We start from the raw sequence: 20,114 nt of genomic DNA, 5'->3' as shown, positions 1-20,114 counted from the left end.
ATATCTAGCCATTATGGCAAGCCCCCAACAGTTAGCCGACTTTCTCAGTGGTATCGATAAACGCGCCTTTAAGCAGGCGGTATATGCCGTGCGAGACGATGATGCAGCCCTAGATATTGTCCAAGATGCCATGATTAAGCTGGCTGAAAAATATGGCGACCGCCCCGCTAATGAGCTACCCCTCATCTTTACGCGGATTCTACAGAACCGCATTCATGATTGGTTTCGACGCCAAAAGGTTCGCAATACCTGGGTTACCTTGTTTTCGGCTTTAGGTAAAAAACAGCTTGAAAACGAGGATTACGACCCGCTAGAGCACTTAATTGCGCCCGATGAAAGCAGTATTCATCAAGATGGTGCACAGCAACTCGAGAAAATTCAGTTAATTGCTATTCTTGAAGCAGAAATATCAAAATTACCAAGTCGTCAACAAGAAGCCTTCCTAATGCGTTATTGGGAGGAGTTCAGTATTACCGATACCGCCTTAGCAATGGGATGCAGTGAGGGTAGTGTAAAAACTCACTGCTCCCGCGCTACCCAAGCATTAGCTAAGGCATTAAAAGCCAAAGGAATCTCGCTGTGAACCGCCCTACCGCACCAACCCAATCTTCTCGACCCACTCAATCAGGCGGGCAAAGCCAAACCGCGGGCCTTACACCGACCGAAGAGGCACAATTTGCCCAGAGCGCAATGGCTCTTTTGCAGCAAGGTGCGCAACAACTTGTGCCAAAAATTCGTCATCGTCTAGACGAGGCAAGACTGCACGCGCTACGCGCGCAAAAAACCCCTACGCCGTTTTTCTGGCAGCGTAGCTTTGCACCTGCTTTTGGCGGTCAAACGGGAAGCCAACTCAGTGGCGATGCTAAGCACGGCCCCATATTTAACATGCTGATGTGGCTTGCCGCTAGCGCAGCGGTTATTTTTGGTTTGATGGCGATTACCGATTGGCAACAAGAATCGCGCTTGCAAGACCTTGCTGTTCTAGATGCAGCAATTCTCACCGATGATGTGCCCCCCAACGCTTATGCCGATAGCGGTTTTTTAGCGTTTTTAAAAGCGCATCGTGACCTGAGTCACGAACTGAGTCCCGATAGTCTTGAGCCCGCCGCAGCAAACGCTGCCTCTCCCTCCTGAATCGATACTTCAATCCACCCATAGCGATGTTGAATCCGCAGCGCCTCAGCTTGATCTTTAGTATTGGCTTACTCATGAACGCCAATCTAGTTCTTGGTCTACTCGCCCCGCAAGTATGGGCACAATCTGCCGTGAGCAATGAGGTGCCGACTGAAACCACTAACCAACCAGTAACGAATGCCTTAACACCTCCGCTAGTTACGCCAATTGCACCCCATGGCAAAACCAGCGCGAATACTGGTGATAAAAAACCCATTAGTAATTGGGCGAGCTTAAATCCTGCGCAACAACAAATTCTTGCGCCCTTAGAGGGTGACTGGCCCTCAATGACCAACGAAAGTCGGCAAAAATGGGCTAAGTTAGCCAACCTATATCCTAAAATAGGTGCTGCAGAACAAGAGCGATTACAAGCCCGAATGCTCGAGTGGGCCAAGTTATCTCAAAAAGATCGTCGCTTAGCCCGTGAAAATTATTTAAGTAGTCTCAAGTTTCCTAACGATAAAAAAAATGAGGCCTGGCAAGCGTATCAACAATTACCTGATGAAGAAAAACAAAAACTCGCAGCACGCGAAAATAGCCAAAAAAAACCTAGCACGGCTACCTCCCCCAGCTTGCAAACTTATCCAGCTAATAAATAAGTTCTGCGATGAGTCAAGCAGCAATTAACCGCTTACCCGCGCCCGGTTTTTGGCGCCGTGTAGCCTGCAATCTCTACGAGCAATTAGTCTTGCTCGGGGTCGTTGCACTAACATTTTTACTGCCCAATTTAGCTTTAGGCATGCTCTTTCAAATTACACTACCCAGTTGGCTTACTTTTTTTTATTTATATGGTGTATTAGGTCTGTATTTTGTTTGGTACTGGACCCGAACTGGTCAAACGCTAGCCATGCAAACTTGGCAAATTCAATTGCTTTCTAATTCAGACCAAATCCTTTCTCGGCGGCGGGCAATCTCGCGCTATATTTATGGCTCTCTGTGGTTGCTTCCCTGCATAGTCTTACAGGGCATCTTTCACTTTCAACAATGGCAAATTATTGAATTATTATTTGTGGTGGCGCTACTATTTTCACCGCTGAGTATTTTTCTCGATCGCCGTTCAGACACAAGTCGCCAAAGCTGGCCAGATCGCTTTGCTCAAACTAAGCTGGTGCAATTGCCACGCCAAAAGCGCTAAACATTATCGAGTTTCACTACCTTTATCTTACATTGCCTCTCTCAGGCAATTGACTGCAGTGGTTACTTGAATTTTGCGATAAAAACGATAGCCCGCCAAAGCACAAGCTACTAAACCCATCAGCAAACCAAAGATGAGGGGTTGAAAAAAAGCATAAAACTCAAGCTCCATCACATAGCGCCCTAAGGCCCAAGCTGCAGCAGAAGCCGCCAAACCACCTAATAATCCTGCCAAGCCGCCAATCACGACTAACTCTAGCGCAGCAATTTGCGCTAGCAAGCCCCGCGAAGTACCTAATGCTTTTAACAGAGCGGCATCGCGAAAACGCTCTTCTTGTGTCGCTGCAATGGCAGCAAACAAGACCAAAATAGCCGCAACGATAGCAAACAAAAAGAGAATGCTTAGGGCTGAAGTTAAACGCTCGATGACATCTTGAATTTGTTTAAGTGACAAGCCTACATCAACGACAGTCAGGTTTGGATATTTTTGACTTAACTGCAAATCGAGGTTTGCTTGTGTCGGAGGCTGATAAAATGAGGTAATCCACGACTGGGGTAAATTTTGTAAAGTCCGAGGCGGCATAAGGACAAAGAAATTCACCCGCATTGAGCTCCAGTCTAGTTTACGTAATGAAGTAATTTTGGCCGAAACAATTTGACCGGCAATTTCAAAGCTAAGTACGTCACCTAACTTTAGGCCTAGGGTTTTAGCAATGCCACTCTCGAGGGAGATTTGGGCTGCATCCGAACTAAACCATTCGCCTGCGATTAAGCGATTGCCAAGGGGCAAGGTATCAGTATAAGAAAGATTAAATTCACGATCAACTAAACGCTTTGCATTTTCATCTTTGTAATCACTTGGGATTACCGACTTCCCATTGATATCAATTAAGCGACCACGCACCATTGGATATAGCGGCGCAGCACGAATACCAGCCAACGATAAATCTTCAGCAACCGCAAGGCGTTGATCATTTTGAATGTTAATCACAAAGCGGTTGGGCGAATTGGCTGGCACCGATCCCTGCCATGCAGGCAACAAATCTTGCCGTAAAACAATAATTAAGAGCATTGCCATTAACGCAATCGCTAAGGCGCAAATTTGCATAATCGTAAAACTACTCCGCCGAGTTAAGGCAGCTAAAGCAAAGCGTAATGCAAAGGCCGAGCTACCACGCAGCGAAAATTGCTTGGAATCACTCCATTTTTTTAAACCGCGCAATATTAGCCAAATAAGCACTACAAAAATGAGAATGGCACCAGCAAAACTGAGGCTCACCCACCCTGCCAGCTTCCAATCACGCGCTGCCCAAAAAATCATTGCTAAACAAGTTGCGATACTGATGATGGTCGACCAACGTGCGGCAATCGGTAGCGCACCTAATTCACGGCGAATTAACCGAATTGGCGAGACCGCTGTCAGCGTAAGTAATGGATAAGCGGCAAAACCAAAGAGCAGTAATACAGCCCACAAAATACTCCACACCACTGGCCAAATTGATGGTGCAGGCAGGCTGGCTAATAGTAGACCACCTAAAAACCACACCAAACCTTCTTGCACTAACCACGCTAAGCCCGCACCAATAAAACAAGCGCCACCAACTAAATACAGTAGAAGATGTAATTGACGCCAGATTAAATCACGCTGAGTCGCACCAAAACATTTCAAAATGGCATAAGCATCAGCCTGCTTTAATACATAACGGCGAGCTGCTAAGGCTATTGCTACTGCTGCAATCAATGCAGTTAATAAAGCCATGAGAGTGAGAAATTGCTCGGCCCGCTCTAAAGTTTTACGCATCGTCGGTTGCGCTGTTTCCAAATTTTCGACTTGAATACCCCGCAGGCCGTTGGACGCTATTTGTTGTCGCACCCAAGCTTCATAGGCTTGAATTGCTGCATCGCTACCAGCAAATAGGGCTCGATACGTAACCCTGCTGCCTAAGCCAATTAAGCCCGTTGAATTTAAATCGATTAAAGGCATCATGACCCGTGGCGCAAAATTCATAAAACCTGCACCCCGATCTAATTCTCGAACCAACACCCCGCTAATTAAAAATTGCCGCTCACCTAGCTTAAGCTGCTCACCTACTTGGGTATTGAGGGCAATAGCAGCGGCTGCATCGATCCACACTGTACCTACTTTTGGGCCGCCGATTAGCTCAGTAGTACTTTCAGCTAGTTGTAAATTACCACGTAAAGGATAGGTATCACTCACCGCCTTTAAAGATACTAACTTGGCTTGCTTGGCTGAATTAGCCATACTAGGAAATACAACTGTAGTGGCAACACGAATATCTCGTCGCTTGGCTTCAGCAAGAAAAGTCTCGGTAATGGGTCGATCAGAAACAATTAATAAATCGCCAGCGATTAATTGCCGTGCATCAAATTGAAATGCCCGTTGTAAGCGATCGGCTAAAAACCCCACGCTGGATAATGCCGTAACCGAAATAATGAGCGCTACTAATAAATAGAGCAGCTCAGTAGAACGTAGATCACGCCGAAGGTGGCTGAGCACAACTGAATTAAACAAAAAGACCAGACCTTTAGCGTAATAAATCAAATGCCCTGAACTTGTCCACCATCAACCCGAATAACTGAGCCAGTAATGTATGCAGCGCTCATACTAGCTAAAAATGCAGCTGTATCACCGTATTCTTTAGGGTCGCCATAACGTCCGGCGGGAATCAGCTTAAGGCTTGCCTCAACAACAGCTTCATAAGTCATATTTTCGCGCTTCGAGCGCGCCTCATCAAGCTGCCTTAATCGATCTGTCGCAACCCGCCCTGGCATGATAATGTTAGCAGTAATACCTTCGCCTGCAACTTCATTCGCTAAGGTTTTGGACCAAGCCGATAAGCCTGCCCGCAGCGTATTTGAAATCGCTAAATTACGAATCGGTGCAATTGCTCCCGACGTCGTGCTAGTAATAATGCGACCCCAACGGCGTTCGCGCATACCAGGCAAAACACGATCAGTAATACTAATTAAGGATAGGACCATATCATGAAAACTTTTTTCCCATAATTTTGGGTCTTGGCCAGCTGCAGGCGTCGGCGGTGGGCCACCAGTGTTATTAATCAAAATATCTATCGACCCCAATTGCTGCTCGACCAGACTCACATTAGGATCAATTGCGCCTAACTCAGATAAATCCCAAGGGATTGGCAACGCTGTGCCACCGAATGCTTTAATCATCTCAACGGTAGTATTTAAACCCTCGGGATTACGCCCCGTAACGGCGACTTTGACACCTTCACGCGCTAAAGATACTGCCATCGCCTGACCCAAGCCCCGACTAGAGGCCAAGACTAAGGCTACCTTACCTTGAATTCCGTAATCCATATCTTTCCTTTGCTGTTATTCATTGATCTGCATTAGTCAATTTGCAGTTTTTGTTTTGCTACTACTTCTTTATATACGGTGTACTCGGCTTTAATTTCTTTGGCAAACTCCTCGGGTCCATTCACATTAATGATTGATCCAGTATCTTCAATACGCTTGCGAACTGCAGGCTCAGTGACTGCTTTTTGTGTCGCTACGTAAATTTTCTCAACAATATCACGGGGAAGTCCAACTGGACCATAAAGCCCATAGTAGGCCATCCGATTCACGGGAGCTAAACCCACTTCAGCAAAAGTTGGTACATTAGGTAGCTGCGCTAAACGCTTCGGGGCGGCAACCACAATCGGTACTAACTTACCATCCCGAATAAACGGCAAGGCCGAAGGTAAGTTATCAAAAATGATCGGCACTTGCCCTGCAACGGTGTCCGTTAATGCTGGACCTGCGCCACGGTAAGGAATATGCACAATATAAACACCAGTCAAACTTTTGAATAATTCCGTTTGTAAATGACCAATACCACCAGTACCCGAACTAGCATAAGAATATTTACCTGGATTTTTCTTCAACACTTCTAAAAAAGTTTTGAAATCTTTTGCTGGAAAATTGGGGTTTACCGCAATGATGTTTGGGGTAGCCGCAATATTCGTAATAGGTGAAAAATCTTTAGTAGGATCATAGCCAATTTTGGGGTTAATGGCCGGGTTAGCCGCAGTAGTAGACACCGTTGCCACTCCAATGATGTAGCCTTCTTTTGGCGCCCGAGCAACCTCAAGCGCACCAATACTACCGCCGCCGCCTGCCCGATTTTCCACAATCACAGGTTGACCCAATTGTCGTCCAAGGGGATCAGCAATACTGCGCGCAATAATGTCGGTTGTACCTCCAGGCGCAAATGGCACAATTAAACGAATCGGGCGACTAGGATAAGTATCAGCAAAACTTGGTGCACTCAAAATTACGGCTAAGGCAAACGCCAAAAAAAAGCGGTAACTAAAATTCATATTTACTTTCCTAAAGGGGTGGGTAGCTGCAGATTTTTTTGATAAAAATCGGCTTCTAGTTGCTGCAAAATTGCCGTCAGCGCTTGTTGGTAACCCTGTATTAACGCCGCCCGACTATTATCAGCCAAGGCAATGCGTTGGCTGTAGCGTGGCGTAAAAATAACTGGATTAGCTGCTTTTGAAGTACTTGCAGCGCTTAAAAAATATTGAATGGTCACAACTGCTTCAGGCTTTGTTCGGTAATCACCATAAAATTCTTCAACGTGAGCTTGTAATGTGTAATACGGGAAAAAACTATTACTTTGATCAACGGTTAAACGAAATACACCCGCATCGTTTAACCAAGTACGTGTAGCGTTAGCAAACATTTCATTGGGCAAGGCAATATAGGCATTATAAAAATCTTTATCGTAGCGCCCCTCACTCAGTCGGTAAACTAGTGACTTACCGTCAAAGGGTGCTGTCACACTAATCGTTCCCACCTTCAACCAAACTGGTGAGATGGGTTTACGAGGCTCGCCACTTCGCTTAACTGATACGAGCCAATCGGAGGTTTGCTCAGCCGGCTTAGTTGGAGCGCACGCATTAAACAAAACTACACAGGCACTGGCAATGAGTACTAAGCCAGCACTTCGCAGTGATCGTCGACCTTGCCAAGGAAATTGTTGCAGTGGTGTAAAAATCATTTCTGACCTCCTGCCGTGATTGCGCCTGGCGTACCACCTTGCGTGCCATTTGTCGGCAAAATAATTTTTGCGGGCGGCTCAGACCAAATTAAAGAACTGGGGCTTTGACTAATAATTCGAGTGAGGTCGTTCAATTGCGTGCTAGCTTGTTTAATATTTTCGACTGACAATGCTGTATCGCCTTGAACCGAGCCGAGCATTTGCCGTAGGGTAATTGCTGAAGCAATAATTTCCCGCATTAAGACTTGCAGCTCTTCGCTGTTAGTCACTTGATTAACTTTAGTAAGCAAGATATTTAAATCTTGAACCGATTGCACAATACCGGCATTCGCTTTACCATCGCCCGTCAAAATGGAGTTTAAGTTCGTTAGTAAAGCATCAAACTTACGCTGGGTTGAAGCAAAGTCAGTCTGATCGAGCTTCAGCATTAACCCTTGCAAGCCTGCTAATAATTGCTCCGTTTGACTTGGTAAGGATGGAATAACAGCATATTCTGGTGTCCAGGTATAGGGCAGTGTTGGATAATTTTTATAGTCTGGATAATAATCAAACTCAACATAATTTACGCCAGTAATGCCCATGCTTTTTATCCGCGCGCGCAAATCAATGGCTACCAAGCTATTGACGTTATTCAGTAATTCGTTAGGGTCTCCCAAAATGCGCATCCGCACGATCACATATTCTTTGCGATCATCTAATTTAATTTCATTTTCATAAACTCTGCCAGATAATAAAATTGCCGTTACTTGCCCTAGTTTCACGCCGCGAAAACGCACATCGGCGCCCACATCTAAACCCGTTACCGATTTCTCGACATAGGTTTCTACAATAAAAGATTTTTTAAAGAACTGACCCGAGCCAAAAATTAGAATAACTGCCACAAGAGCCGCTAAACCGCCAAAAACAAATAGGCCTAAACGAAAATAATTGGGGTTGGAATTACTCATACCGCTTCCTTGCTCATGATTCGATTAAAGAATTGATGCACACGGGGATCGGAACTTTGATCCCGTAATAGCTTGGGGTCGCCTTCCGCAATGATACTTTTAGTGGCTCCATCTAACATAATGACCCGATCAGCAATCGCATAAATACTAGCTAGCTCATGCGACACAATCACAAAGGTGATGCCGAGATTTTTCGATAAATCTAAAATCGTCCGATCTAAGTCAGCAGAGGTAATAGGATCCAAACCAGCCGAAGGTTCATCTAAAAAGAGTATTTTAGGGTCTAATGCCATCGCGCGAGCAATCGCCGCTCTTTTTTGCATGCCGCCACTAATTTCACTGGGCATATAGTTTGCAAACGGTAGTAAACCCACTAAATCGAGTTTGCAGCGGGCCAATAAATCCATTTGTCTATCATCTAGGCTGGTGTACTCCTCCATAAAGAGTTTGACGTTATCCAATAAATTCATGGAGCCAAATAAGGCGCCTTGCTGATACATCACCCCAAAACTCGTCATGATGCGCTGCAACTCTGCACCATAAGCATGCGTAATGTCCTGCCCCTCAATTAAGACATCACCCCCCATCGGGCGATATAAACCAAATAGATTTTTAAGTAAGCTTGACTTACCGCACCCCGAACCACCCAAAATAATAAAAATTTCACCGAAATTAACGCTGAAGTTGAGATTTTGCAAAAGCACTCTTGTGCCATAGCCAATGGTGAGATTTTTTGCTTCGAGGGCTAACATTAGAATCCCGTCCGATAGGAGATGTAGGCAAAAACCCCATCAACTAACACAATTAAAACAATACTGCTAACTACAGCTGATGTGGCAGAAATTCCTACCGCTGCGGCACCGTTGCCAGTTTGCATACCACGTAAGCAGCCCACACTCGAAACTACAGTCCCAAATAACAGGGACTTCAGTAGGCCCGATAAGATATCTTCAGTGCCGACCATAGTCAGTGTACCGTTGTAAAAATTAATAAAGGGCACGCCATAGGCAGTCATGGTTATGGCCGATGCCAAGATCGCCACAATATCAGCATAGAGGGTCAGAATCGGCGCCACTAAAATACCCGCTAGCACCCGCGGTATAACCAAAAATCGCACTGGACTAAGACCGCCGCTGACCAATGCATCTACCTCGCTATTGACCGTCATCGTACCAATTTCAGCGGCAAATGCTGCCGATGACCGTCCCGCTAATAAGATGGCAGTAATGAGGGGGCCTAATTCACGAAAAACGCCTAAAGCCACTAGGGGGCCGACAAAAGTCACTGCACCGAACTTTTGCATGCCAATAGCCGATTGAAAAGACAAAATCACCCCAATTAAAAAAGCTACCAATCCTACAATCGGCAATGCCGCTAAGCCCGCTTGCACAGCGGCATTAATAAAATCGCCCCAACGTACTTGACGTGGGTAGCGTAATGACCAAACTAAATCGGCTACAACGTGTCCAGCAAAAGTAATTAAAGCCACCGTATCTTGCCAAAGCGAATAAGCAGCCTTACCGGTTGCTTCAATTGGGCTTTGTGCTGGAACAACTTGTGGCGCTGGAAATAGTTTGCCAATAGGATCAAACTGTTTTAATAAAGGTAGATAGCGTGCTGCTAAGTTCGGCATCGTAAAGACCGCCTTGGCATTCATTTGCGCCTCTTGCACGTCTATTAAAAAAGCAATTCCTGCCCCGTCGAGTGACTCAATTTGACTAGCATCCACTTCCAGTGTTTTTTGCTGGCTAGCGCCGGTGGTCAACCAGGCGTTTTGAGCAGCGCGAATAGGCGACCAAACTGCCCCTAAGGCGTAAATATTCAAGGTGCCACTCAAAACCAAGCTGGCGCGTGAGTCATTCACAATGGTTAAAACCGCTGGGGAGGCTAGCGGTGGCTGGCCTGCATCGATGGCAATCTTGCTCATAGTGCAACTATAAGGGATCACGCCCCCTACCCCATGGTGCTACGAATCAGAATGGTGCGGCTGGCAGGAATTGAACCCACGACCCCTTGGTTCGTAGCCAAGTACTCTATCCAACTGAGCTACAGCCGCAACAGGCACAATTATGCCATGGAAGAAAAGAACTACATTACGCCAGACGGTCATGAGCGCCTCAAAACTGAGCTCTTACACCTATTAAATCAGGCGCGGCCAGAAATTGTGCAAATTGTGCATTGGGCAGCTTCGAATGGCGATCGCTCCGAAAATGGAGACTATATTTATGGCAAAAAACGCTTACGGGAAATTGATCGACGTATTCGCTTTCTTAATCAGCGCCTTGAATGTGCCTTAGTCATTGATAATGCCGCACGAAAATTGGGTGAAACTAATGATGCTCAGGTATTTTTCGGTGCTACCGTTACTTATCTAGAAAGTGACCCAAAACAAGGAATCGACGAAACCACCATTAAAATTGTCGGGGTGGATGAAGTAAATTTAGAACAAGGTCATGTGAGTTGGGTTTCCCCTATTGCCAAGGCCTTAATTAAAGCGAGGGTGGGCGATGAAGTAGTCATCCAAACGCCAACGGGGCCAAGAACCATTGAAATTATTGAAGTGAACTATTAGTCCACCATCGAATCTTGATCTACTTAGGTTTGCCGACTGCGTATAACGCGCATGACATCTGCATTATTGTGTAAGCTGCGCATCACCCGCGATAAGTGCAAGCGATCAGATACTTGAATGGTGAAGCGCATCGATACAGCATCTTCTTTGTACGGATCTTCCATCGATACATTCATAATGTTAGCGTCAGCTGCGGTAATACTACTAGCAACCCGAGCTAGAACACCCTTTCCTTGGCGTGTATCTAGCACTAAATCCACTTCAAACTCACGATGCACATCTTTACTCCACTCCACTTCAACCCACTTATCAGGATCTTTAGACAGCATACGTAAAGCATGTTGACAATCGCTAATATGAATTTGCAAACCCTCACCCTTACCAAGATAGCCAATAATGTTATCGCCAGGGATGGGGTGACAACACGATTGAAAACTAGTCGACATCCCCTCGCGCCCATCCACCAAAATTGCATGATGACGAATTTCTGGTTGCGGCAAAACAAAATTACTAACCCCTAAAACCATTTGCTCAGCGCCCGAGTCTTCAGCCAATAAAATTTTCAAACGCATCGCTAATTCTTGTGGCGAGCGTCGACCCAAAGCAATATTGACACACACCTCATTACGATTTCTATCGCCAGTCCAGTGCAATAAGCGGGTCCATATCGCTTCAGTAAGAAGACCCACATCCACCTCTTGTTGTCTAAGTGCATTGGCTAATAGGCGCTCACCCAATTGCAAAGACTCAGCGTAATGCTTGGTTTTAAGGGCATGACGTAAGGCTGCGCGCGCTTTACCGGTGCGCACAAAACTTAACCAACCTGGATTAGGTTGTGACTGCGGTGAGGTAATAACCTCAACAATATCGCCATTACGTAACTCACTACGCAAGGGTAATTGCATACTATTAATTTTTACTGCAACACAGGTGTTACCTAATTCACTGTGAATTGAATAAGCAAAATCGAGTGCGGTGGCGCCCCGTGGCAGCGCACGAATTTGACCTTTTGGCGTAAAAACATAAACTGCATCAGGAAATAAATCAATCTTAACGTGTTCTAAAAATTCTTGCGAATCACCAGTACTGTCTTGAATATCGATTAGTGATTGCAACCATTGGTGTGCTCGATTTTGTACCTCACTCAGTTCAGGCGAGCCATCTTTATAAGCCCAATGTGCCGCTACTCCTGCCTCAGCAATGGCATGCATATCTATCGTGCGAATTTGAAACTCCACCGGAACGCCCGACGGCCCTACTAAAGTAGTATGAATCGATTGATAGCCATTGAGCTTTGGAATAGCAATGTAGTCTTTAAATTTACCAGGCATGGGCTTATATAAAGCATGCAAAACCCCTAAAGCCCGATAACAGTCATCAATCGATTGCACAGTCACCCGAAATGCATAAACATCAAGCACTTGGGAAAAATTCAAGTGCTTTGATTTCATTTTGCTGTAAATACTAAAGAGGGTTTTTTCGCGCCCATGTAAGTCAACTTCAATTTTTGCTTTAGCAAATGTTCTGCGCGTAGTATCCAAAATCTTCTCAACCATTTCCTTGCGATTACCGCGCGCCTTCTTCACTGCCTTTTCAATTACTCGAAAACGTAGCGGCATCGAATATTGAAAACCTAAGTCTTGTAAATCGCGATAAATTAAATTGAGGCCTAGACGATGGGCAATGGGGGCATAAATTTCCATCGTTTCTAAAGCAGCGCGATGGCGTTTTTCTAAAGGCATCGCGTCTAAGGTACGCATGTTGTGCGTACGATCGGCCAGCTTCACCAAGATTACACGTACGTCGCGCGCCATTGCCATAAACATTTTGCGGAAACTTTCAGCCTGCGCTTCAGCATGACTTTGAAATTCTAATTTATCTAATTTGGTCAGACCTTCAACTAGTTCAGCTACCTTAGATCCAAAGGTTGTAATTAAATCAGCTTGAGTGCTACCGGTATCTTCAATCACGTCATGCAATAAAGCTGCCATGATCGATAAAGCATCCAAGCGCCAAATAGCACATAACTCAGCTACAGCAAGTGGATGGGTAATGTAAGGTTCGCCACTTTGACGATATTGTCCTAAATGGGCTGCATCAGCAAAATGAAAGGCTTTTTTAATGAGCTCACGTTCATTCGGTTTTAAATAACTCAGTTTGTCGGTGAGAGCCGCAATGGATACCACTTGTTGCTTGGGTGGCAACTGGGGTTGTGAAGTGGGGCCAAACAGATAGCGACTCGACTGCGTTAGCAGCGAAGCAATAATCGATTTTTTAGAACTGGTTTCAGCAACTACCTCAGGCGAGGCACTCGTGCTACTAAGTAAGACGTCGCCGATCTCGCTAGACGAGCGCTTACCCTGATCTCCCGTTGTGGTTAGCGCAGGCGCCACAGCGGGGCTTTCAAATTACAGCGGTACTTTGGTCAACATATCCCGGTCGGTCACGCCTGCAGCTACTTCACGCAAAGCTACAACGGTGGCTTTATCTTTAGACTCAACTCGGGGAGAGTGACCTTGAACTAATTGGCGCGCACGATAGGTTGCTGCCAACACGAGTTCAAAACGATTGGGAATGGTTTTCATGCAATCTTCTACGGTAATTCGGGCCATGCTGAACTCACTTATTTAGGGTTAATGCCTATAGGATACCTGATTACACCCCGAGGCGCCTCAAAAGGGTTGGGTTGCGCGCCATCACCGCAGTGGTGCGCAGGCGAGTAGCCGCCAAAATACTCCTTAAATCAGCTAGAGCCTGCTCAAAAGAGTCGTTAATCACAATGAAATCAGCCTCGGCTGCATGTTGCAGTTCGAGATGCGCCGCAGCTAAACGTCGTTCAATAGTCTGCTCATCATCTTTGCCGCGTTTTCGCAGACGCGCTTCAAGGGCCTCAAATGAGGGTGGGAAAATAAAAATCCACTGCGCCGCGGGAATCAATTGCCGAATCTGTTGAGCGCCCTGCCAGTCAATTTCTAAAATCACATCACTACCCGCCTGCATTTGCGCCGCAAGCCAGGAACGGGAAGTGCCGTAAAAATGATCATGCACTTCAGCCCATTCTAAAAAATCTTCATTTGCCCGCTGCTGCATAAATTCTGTTTCAGTAACAAAGTGATAATCCTGGCCATTTATTTCGCCTACCCGCGGCGCTCGGGTTGTAGTCGACAAAGATAATTTGACGCTGGCATCGCTTTGTAATAAGGCCTGTACCAACGACGATTTTCCTGCGCCCGATGGAGCCACAATCATTAGCATGCTGCCTTGGTAAGTATTCGCATTCATGATTATTCTAAATTTTGTACTTGTTCACGCATTTGCTCAATGAGGAGCTTTAATTCTAAAGCAGCTGAAGTGCAGGCGACTGCCGCAGATTTAGAACTAAGGGTATTGGCTTCGCGATTCAATTCTTGCATTAAAAAATCCAGGCGTTTGCCAACCGGCCCTTTGGCCTTTAAGGCGGTCTCTACTGCTTGAAAATGGGTTTTTAAGCGCGCAAATTCCTCGGCTACATCGATGCGCACGGCGTAGAGCACTACTTCTTGGCGAATACGCTCCAATACTTCGGCCGCAATAGCTGGCGCATGTTGACCTGAACTTGCTTGGCTAGCTAGAGCTTCGGTTAAGCGCGCGGTTAGCTTCAGTTGATATTGCTGCACAAACTCAGGAATTTGCGGTTCGATTTGTTCAACAATCAAACGCATTTGGGTCGTAATCTGCTGTAACACTGCCGCTAGTGCCTGGCCTTCGGCAGCTCGCGTTTCCACTAAAGCTTGCAACGCTGCGGTGCCTGCAGCTAACGTAGCTGCTACCCATACTTCTTCATCGCCTCGCGGCTCGCTAACCATACCAGGCCAACGTAATACATCGGCAACGCTCAAAGGGGCTGCATTCGTAAACTGGGTCTGTACTTGAGCGGCAAGGACTTGCAAGGCATTGCAGCGTTCTTGACTAAGGCTTTGGCTGACTTCCGCAGTTGCAGTAGTTGACTTACCGCTGGAATTAATACGCCAAACTGCCCTAAACTCTACTTTGCCGCGAGTCAATTGCTGAACTGCCAGCTCGCGCAAAGCAGGCTCGGCGGCGCGACACTCATCGGGCAAACGAAAGCTGAGGTCTAAAAAGCGGCTATTCACCGCCCGCACCTCTAGCTGCAAATCGGCTACTATCCCTGCGCCAAGGGATACTTGCCGTGAAGCGCTACCATAACCTGTCATGCTCGATATCATGTAGGCATTGTAATTACTAAATTATCTTCTCCAACTAAGGAATTAAAGCTATGAGCTCTAGCACTAGCCAACCAAGCCAAATTAGCCAGCGTCCAAGCCACCGGCAACCGAATCAACTGCGCCAAGTGACAATTACCCGTGGCTTTACTAAACACGCTGAAGGGTCGGTGTTAGTTGCATTTGGTGACACCAAGGTACTCTGTACTGCCAGTATTTTGGAACGCGTTCCCCCGCATAAAAAAGGTTCTGGCGAAGGCTGGGTTACAGCAGAATATGGCATGCTGCCACGGGCTACCCATACCCGCGGCGATCGTGAGGCAGCGCGCGGCAAACAAAGTGGTCGTACCCAAGAAATTCAGCGCCTAATTGGACGTGCATTGCGTAGTGTATTTAACTTAAAGCTACTGGGCGAACGCACGATTCATTTAGATTGTGATGTCTTACAAGCCGATGGGGGCACCCGCACTGCTGCTATTACGGGTGCCTATGTTGCCGCCCGCGATGCCGTCAACCAATTAATTCAAAGTGGGAAAATTAGCCCTGAGCCTCAGCTAGATCCAATTCAGGATAGTATCGCCGCTATTTCGGTGGGTATTTATCAAGGTGTAGCAGTATTAGATTTGGATTATGCCGAAGACTCATCTTGCGATACCGATATGAATGTAGTGATGAATGGGCAAGGGGGCATGATCGAAGTCCAGGGCACCGCAGAAGGCCCAGCATTTTCGCGAGAAGAGTTAAATGCTTTGCTCGATTTAGCCCAACACGGTATTCAACTATTAATTGAGCAGCAAAAAATTGCCCTGAGCCACCCGCTTAATCCGCATTAATTATGGATTAAAACTGAGTAACAAGATCAATAAACCATTTTATTCATTCCACTAAACAAATTGTTGATGCAGCTTACGCAACTATTAATCGCGTCTCACAATACTGGTAAAGTTCGCGAGTTTCGCCAATTATTAGCGCCACTGAACATTACCGTGCAATCCCAAGCCGACTTAGGAATACCCGCTGCTGCAGAACCTTTTTTTACTTTTACTGAAAATGCCCTTGCTAAAGCACGGCATGCAAGCCAGCTCAGTGGCTTGCCAACGCTCGCAGACGACTCGGGAATTTGTGTCAGCGCCCTTAATAACCGCCCTGGAGTTCACTCAGCGCGTTACGCTTCTAATAAATATGAGCCCGCCAATGACGAGCGCAACAATGCCAAGCTCTTGGCTGAATTAAAAAATCAAGTTAATCGCGCTGCTCATTATGTCTGTGCACTAGTTTTAGTTCGCACAGCCACCGACCCTAAGCCGCTCATTGTCGAGTGCCGCTGGGATGGCGAAATCATTGATCAACCACGTGGTACCAATGGCTTTGGTTACGATCCCTATTTTTATTTACCAAACTTAGGGAAAACAGCTGCGGAACTATTGCCAGCCGAAAAAAATCGCCTTAGTCATCGCGGACAAGCCTTACAGCAATTACTCGCCAACTTGGCATGACCATAAAACTCGCCGCCCTTCCACCCTTATCGCTCTATATTCATTTTCCCTGGTGTGAAAAAAAATGTCCTTATTGTGATTTCAATTCACATCAGATTAAAGATACAGGTTTTGATGAAGCGCGCTACCTCCGCGCGCTCATTCAAGACCTACAAACCGAATTACCCCGAATTTGGGGTCGTAAAGTTCAAACCATTTTTATTGGCGGTGGCACCCCTAGTTTAATTTCTCCCGCTGGCATAGACTGGTTGCTCTCGAGCATTCGGGCCTTAGTGCCGCTCGATCCTGCGGCTGAAATTACCCTCGAAGCTAACCCTGGCTCAGTTGAAGCAGCTAAGTTTGCGGCCTTTGCTGGTACTGGCATCAATCGCATCTCACTGGGCATTCAGAGCTTTCATGACGCTCAGCTTCAGGCTTTGGGCCGTATTCACAATGGCAACCAAGCTAGGCGCGCGATTGAAATTGCCCAGACTCATTTTCAAGCCGTTAATCTTGACTTAATGTATGCCTTGCCGCAACAAACCTGCGCCGATGCTACTGTAGATTTACGCACGGCACTGGCCTTTAACCCCACTCATCTTTCGCTCTACCACCTTACCTTAGAGCCGAATACTTTATTCGCCAGCCAACCTCCCGTGCTACCCAATGAAGATGACAGTGACGCTATTTTTGAAAATAATCTTGCTCTGCTTACCGATGCAGGTTATGCACGGTATGAGGTCTCAGCCTACAGTAAACCTCAGCAGGCCTGTAAACATAATCTCAATTATTGGCAATTTGGCGACTATATTGGCATTGGTGCTGGTGCCCATGGCAAAATTTCGCTGCCCCATTCAATTACGCGTCAAGTACGCGAACGACATCCAGAAACGTATATGCACGCTATGGAAACCCAAGGCCATGCACTGATTGAAACCCGCGAACTTACTCCAAGTGAAATCCCATTTGAATTTATGTTGAATGCACTCCGTTTAACCGCTGGTGTCGCCACCACTAGTTTTGCTGAACGCACCGGCTTATCGCTCCAAACGATTGGCAAGGAAATAGAGCGAGCCACTGCTAAGGGTTTGCTTGATAGCCACCCCACCACCATCAAACCTACTGCCCTGGGTTTGCAGTACTTGAATGATTTGCAAGAACTGTTCTTAAAATCACCTTAAACTTAAGGCTGAAAAGCACCATCGGCAGTTAAGCTTGCAAGTTCAACTTCGTTCACGCCTAACTCGGCCAAAATGCTCGCGGTGTGCTCGCCCAATAATGGCGGAGGCATTCTCACTTGTTGTGGGGTAGCCGATAACTTCACTGCAAAGCCAATATTCGGTACCTTGCCTTCTATGGGATGGTCGATTTCAATGCGCATTTGCCGGTGTTTACCATGAGCGCTATCAAACGCTTCGGGGTAGGTATTAATGGGTCCCGCAGGAATCCCTTCGGCAAGTAATAGCTCAACCCACTCAGTACTCGCACGGGTAATAAATGTTTTTTCTAATTCAGCTACGAGCTCTAGGCGATTAGCTAAACGCAAAGGGTTCGTCATAAAACGGGCATCGTCACATAATTCAGGACGGCCAATTTTGGCGCATAACAAACTCCATAATTTTTGGTTCGTTGCACCCATCACAAAATAACCATCAGCCGATTTCAGCGCTTGATAAGGTGCGCTCATATGATTTGCCGTGCCTAGTTTATAAGGCTCAACTCCTGTGCCCCAGTATTGCGCAGTATCCCAAATCGAAAAAGCCAGTGCTGCATCAAACAACGAGGCATCAATAAATTGACCTTCGCCACTTTTTGTGCGGCCAATATAAGCAGCCAAAATTGCATACGTCGCAAACAAAGCGCAACCAATATCAGCCACCGGCACCCCTGCTTTAACTGGTGGTCCATCGGGATACCCCGTGACACTCATCACGCCCGACATGGCTTGAGCCATTAAATCAAATCCAGGGCGATCGGCCCAAGGACCTGTTTGACCAAACCCAGAAATACTGGCGTAAATTAATGCGGGATTCACTTCATGCAAAACCGCGTAATCAATACCTAATCTTTTCATGACACCAGGCCGATAATTTTCAACCAAGATATCTGCTGTTTTTACCAAACGTAAAAATACTGCCCGCCCTGCTGAACTTTTTAAATTCAGCGCAACGCTGCGCTTATTCCGATTCATGTTTAAAAAACCCATGCTATCGGCGCCTTTCATTTTGAAGCCCATCGCGCCCCGCGTTTGATCGCCAGTACCGGGTGGTTCAATTTTGATCACATCGGCGCCTAAGTCAGCCAATAACATGCAGCTGTATGGCCCAGCCATCACTTGGCTTACATCTAATACACGGACCCCGGCTAAAGGAAGAGGATTGGTGGCACCTGAATTAATCATGCAGTGCTTTACTTTGAGGGAATAGAATAAGCTGATTAATATAAATCATTTACAAGGAAGAAGATGAATAGCTTGCGCATGACTGCTCTTTTAGCCATTGCTCTGCTTGGTTTGGGTACTTTGCCTGCAAACGCACAAGGCTATCCCACTAAGCCCATTCGCTTAATTGTGGGCTTTGCGCCAGGTGGCGGTACGGATATCGTTGCTCGAGCCTTAGCACCAAAAATGAGTGAGTCGCAGGGCTTACAAACCGAGGGGCCTAAAACTCCAGCAGCTTTCAATGCTTTCTTAATTGCCGAAATTGCAAAATATCGCCAATTGGTTAAAACGCTTGGTATTAAAGCGCAGTAATGAGTCGCGTAATGAACGCAGAGCAGAAAAATATCGCCCGCGTATTCTTAGCGGTTGAGGGGTCAATTGCGCATATTCATTTTGAACACCCTGCTGCTCGCAATGCCATGACCCAAGAAATGTATGAAAGTTTGCGAACAATTTGCCAAGAAATTCAAAATACCCCCGCGATTCGGGTCGCCATTTTACGTGGTGTTGGCGAAAAATCATTTGTCTCTGGAAGTGATATTGCGCAATTCGCCACTTACCAAGATGGTGAGGATGGGATGCGTTATGAAGCTTCAATTGCAGCCTATTTGCAACCCCTGCAAGAGCTCAGCATTCCAACCATTGCAGTGATTGAGGGCTTTGCGATTGGCGGTGGCCTAGCCATTGCCAGCAGCTGCGACTTTCGTATTGCCACGCCCGAAGCTAAGTTTGGCGTGCCCATTGCGAAAACACTCGGTAATTGCCTGTCGATTGGCAATCTAGCCTGGCTTACTGCGCAACTTGGCACCAGCATTGTTAGGCGTATGTTGCTTTTAGCAGAATTAATTAGTGCTCCAGAGTTGCTTAGCCATGGATTTATTTTGCACACCTACCCACAAGCCGAGTTAAGTGCTGCCGCATTTGCCTTAGCTCAGCGTCTTGAATCGCTAGCGCCGATTACGCAAAAGGTAACAAAACTCAGTTTATTACGGCTCTCACAAAGTAATTTACCGAATTGCGATGATTTAATTCGGGAATGCTATGGCAGTGCTGACTTTAAAGTGGGGGTAACGGCTTTTTTAACGGGTGAAAACCCTAAGTGGCAAGGGCAATAA

The 20,114-nt window shown here is 46.4% G+C and carries 22 protein-coding genes and 1 tRNA gene; 10 read left to right on the top strand and 13 right to left on the bottom strand.

Annotation, left to right across the window (positions count from 1 at the left end; genetic code table 11):
* Positions 1 to 13 precede the first annotated feature (13 nt).
* From LZT21_RS05200 to LZT21_RS05185, 4 genes are all read left to right on the top strand, one after another.
* Complete coding sequence (locus LZT21_RS05200; protein WP_233923974.1) at positions 14 to 583, top strand: RNA polymerase sigma factor; 570 nt, start codon at positions 14 to 16, stop codon at positions 581 to 583.
* Positions 580 to 1,134, top strand: a complete 555-nt coding sequence (locus LZT21_RS05195) for a DUF3619 family protein (RefSeq protein WP_233989708.1) — start codon at positions 580 to 582, stop codon at positions 1,132 to 1,134. The genes LZT21_RS05200 and LZT21_RS05195 overlap by 4 nt, the downstream gene beginning before the upstream one ends.
* Before the next feature lie 74 nt (positions 1,135 to 1,208).
* Positions 1,209 to 1,772: a DUF3106 domain-containing protein gene (locus LZT21_RS05190; RefSeq protein WP_233989707.1), complete on the top strand. Its 564-nt coding sequence runs from the start codon at positions 1,209 to 1,211 to the stop codon at positions 1,770 to 1,772.
* Between the two features lie 8 nt (positions 1,773 to 1,780).
* Entirely contained in the window at positions 1,781 to 2,308 is a 528-nt protein-coding gene (locus LZT21_RS05185; protein WP_233923971.1) for an RDD family protein, read from the top strand.
* Between the two features lie 27 nt (positions 2,309 to 2,335).
* Here the strand turns inward: LZT21_RS05185 and LZT21_RS05180 are convergent, their stop codons facing one another.
* The 8 genes from LZT21_RS05180 to LZT21_RS05145 all read right to left on the bottom strand — a co-directional run bounded on the left by LZT21_RS05180 (position 2,336) and on the right by LZT21_RS05145 (position 10,345).
* The gene (locus LZT21_RS05180; RefSeq protein ID WP_233989706.1) at positions 2,336 to 4,825 is read right to left on the bottom strand and encodes an FtsX-like permease family protein; all 2,490 of its coding nucleotides are present in this window, start codon (positions 4,823 to 4,825) and stop codon (positions 2,336 to 2,338) included.
* Between the two features lie 41 nt (positions 4,826 to 4,866).
* Positions 4,867 to 5,652, bottom strand: a complete 786-nt coding sequence (locus LZT21_RS05175; RefSeq protein WP_233989705.1) for an SDR family oxidoreductase — start codon at positions 5,650 to 5,652, stop codon at positions 4,867 to 4,869.
* Positions 5,653 to 5,684: 32 nt separating this feature from the next.
* On the bottom strand, positions 5,685 to 6,656 hold the full coding sequence (locus LZT21_RS05170; RefSeq protein WP_233989703.1) for a tripartite tricarboxylate transporter substrate binding protein BugE: 972 nt from the start codon (positions 6,654 to 6,656) through the stop codon (positions 5,685 to 5,687).
* A gap of 2 nt (positions 6,657 to 6,658) precedes the next feature.
* A complete protein-coding gene (locus LZT21_RS05165) occupies positions 6,659 to 7,342 on the bottom strand; it encodes an ABC-type transport auxiliary lipoprotein family protein (RefSeq protein ID WP_233989702.1) in 684 nt (227 codons plus the stop codon).
* Entirely contained in the window at positions 7,339 to 8,289 is a 951-nt protein-coding gene (locus LZT21_RS05160) for an MlaD family protein (protein WP_233923966.1), read from the bottom strand. Before LZT21_RS05160 ends, LZT21_RS05165 begins: the two co-directional genes overlap by 4 nt.
* Entirely contained in the window at positions 8,286 to 9,041 is a 756-nt protein-coding gene (locus tag LZT21_RS05155) for an ABC transporter ATP-binding protein (protein WP_233923965.1), read from the bottom strand. The genes LZT21_RS05160 and LZT21_RS05155 overlap by 4 nt, the downstream gene beginning before the upstream one ends.
* Positions 9,041 to 10,216: an ABC transporter permease gene (locus LZT21_RS05150; protein ID WP_233923964.1), complete on the bottom strand. Its 1,176-nt coding sequence runs from the start codon at positions 10,214 to 10,216 to the stop codon at positions 9,041 to 9,043. The genes LZT21_RS05155 and LZT21_RS05150 overlap by 1 nt, the downstream gene beginning before the upstream one ends.
* A gap of 52 nt (positions 10,217 to 10,268) precedes the next feature.
* Positions 10,269 to 10,345: transfer RNA gene (locus LZT21_RS05145), tRNA-Arg, on the bottom strand.
* An 18-nt stretch (positions 10,346 to 10,363) separates the two neighbouring features.
* Between LZT21_RS05145 and greB the strand changes: the two genes are divergently transcribed.
* Positions 10,364 to 10,861 carry a transcription elongation factor GreB gene (greB, locus tag LZT21_RS05140; protein ID WP_233989700.1) on the top strand — a complete coding sequence of 166 codons (498 nt, stop codon included), beginning with the start codon at positions 10,364 to 10,366 and terminating at the stop codon, positions 10,859 to 10,861.
* Between the two features lie 23 nt (positions 10,862 to 10,884).
* Here greB and LZT21_RS05135 read toward each other — a convergent pair whose 3' ends face one another.
* From LZT21_RS05135 to LZT21_RS05120, 4 genes are all read right to left on the bottom strand, one after another.
* Entirely contained in the window at positions 10,885 to 13,200 is a 2,316-nt protein-coding gene (locus tag LZT21_RS05135) for a bifunctional (p)ppGpp synthetase/guanosine-3',5'-bis(diphosphate) 3'-pyrophosphohydrolase (RefSeq protein ID WP_370634791.1), read from the bottom strand.
* A 69-nt stretch (positions 13,201 to 13,269) separates the two neighbouring features.
* Positions 13,270 to 13,473, bottom strand: a complete 204-nt coding sequence (gene rpoZ / locus LZT21_RS05130; protein ID WP_233923961.1) for a DNA-directed RNA polymerase subunit omega — start codon at positions 13,471 to 13,473, stop codon at positions 13,270 to 13,272.
* Between the two features lie 43 nt (positions 13,474 to 13,516).
* Positions 13,517 to 14,143 (bottom strand): guanylate kinase, encoded by a 627-nt coding sequence (gmk, locus tag LZT21_RS05125; protein WP_233923960.1) that lies wholly within the window; start codon positions 14,141 to 14,143, stop codon positions 13,517 to 13,519.
* A gap of 2 nt (positions 14,144 to 14,145) precedes the next feature.
* A complete protein-coding gene (locus LZT21_RS05120; protein ID WP_233936168.1) occupies positions 14,146 to 15,087 on the bottom strand; it encodes a YicC/YloC family endoribonuclease in 942 nt (313 codons plus the stop codon).
* A 50-nt stretch (positions 15,088 to 15,137) separates the two neighbouring features.
* Between LZT21_RS05120 and rph the strand changes: the two genes are divergently transcribed.
* The 3 genes from rph to hemW all read left to right on the top strand — a co-directional run bounded on the left by rph (position 15,138) and on the right by hemW (position 17,740).
* Positions 15,138 to 15,917, top strand: coding sequence for a ribonuclease PH (gene rph, locus LZT21_RS05115; RefSeq protein WP_233989688.1), 780 nt, complete (start codon positions 15,138 to 15,140; stop codon positions 15,915 to 15,917).
* A gap of 66 nt (positions 15,918 to 15,983) precedes the next feature.
* The gene (rdgB, locus tag LZT21_RS05110) at positions 15,984 to 16,580 is read left to right on the top strand and encodes an RdgB/HAM1 family non-canonical purine NTP pyrophosphatase (RefSeq protein ID WP_233923957.1); all 597 of its coding nucleotides are present in this window, start codon (positions 15,984 to 15,986) and stop codon (positions 16,578 to 16,580) included.
* Positions 16,577 to 17,740 carry a radical SAM family heme chaperone HemW gene (gene hemW, locus LZT21_RS05105; protein ID WP_233989686.1) on the top strand — a complete coding sequence of 388 codons (1,164 nt, stop codon included), beginning with the start codon at positions 16,577 to 16,579 and terminating at the stop codon, positions 17,738 to 17,740. The genes rdgB and hemW overlap by 4 nt, the downstream gene beginning before the upstream one ends.
* Before the next feature lie 2 nt (positions 17,741 to 17,742).
* Here the strand turns inward: hemW and LZT21_RS05100 are convergent, their stop codons facing one another.
* Positions 17,743 to 18,960 carry a CaiB/BaiF CoA-transferase family protein gene (locus LZT21_RS05100; protein WP_233989679.1) on the bottom strand — a complete coding sequence of 406 codons (1,218 nt, stop codon included), beginning with the start codon at positions 18,958 to 18,960 and terminating at the stop codon, positions 17,743 to 17,745.
* Between the two features lie 63 nt (positions 18,961 to 19,023).
* Between LZT21_RS05100 and LZT21_RS11915 the strand changes: the two genes are divergently transcribed.
* Both LZT21_RS11915 and LZT21_RS05090 read left to right on the top strand, forming a co-directional pair.
* Positions 19,024 to 19,311 (top strand): hypothetical protein, encoded by a 288-nt coding sequence (locus LZT21_RS11915; RefSeq protein ID WP_370634782.1) that lies wholly within the window; start codon positions 19,024 to 19,026, stop codon positions 19,309 to 19,311.
* Complete coding sequence (locus LZT21_RS05090) at positions 19,311 to 20,114, top strand: enoyl-CoA hydratase/isomerase family protein (RefSeq protein WP_233936161.1); 804 nt, start codon at positions 19,311 to 19,313, stop codon at positions 20,112 to 20,114. The genes LZT21_RS11915 and LZT21_RS05090 overlap by 1 nt, the downstream gene beginning before the upstream one ends.

The sequence above is a fragment of the Polynucleobacter sp. IMCC 30228 genome (genome assembly GCF_021395205.1).
Taxonomy (GTDB): Bacteria; Pseudomonadota; Gammaproteobacteria; order Burkholderiales; family Burkholderiaceae; genus Polynucleobacter.
This window is presented reverse-complemented; position numbering and strand designations above follow the sequence as displayed.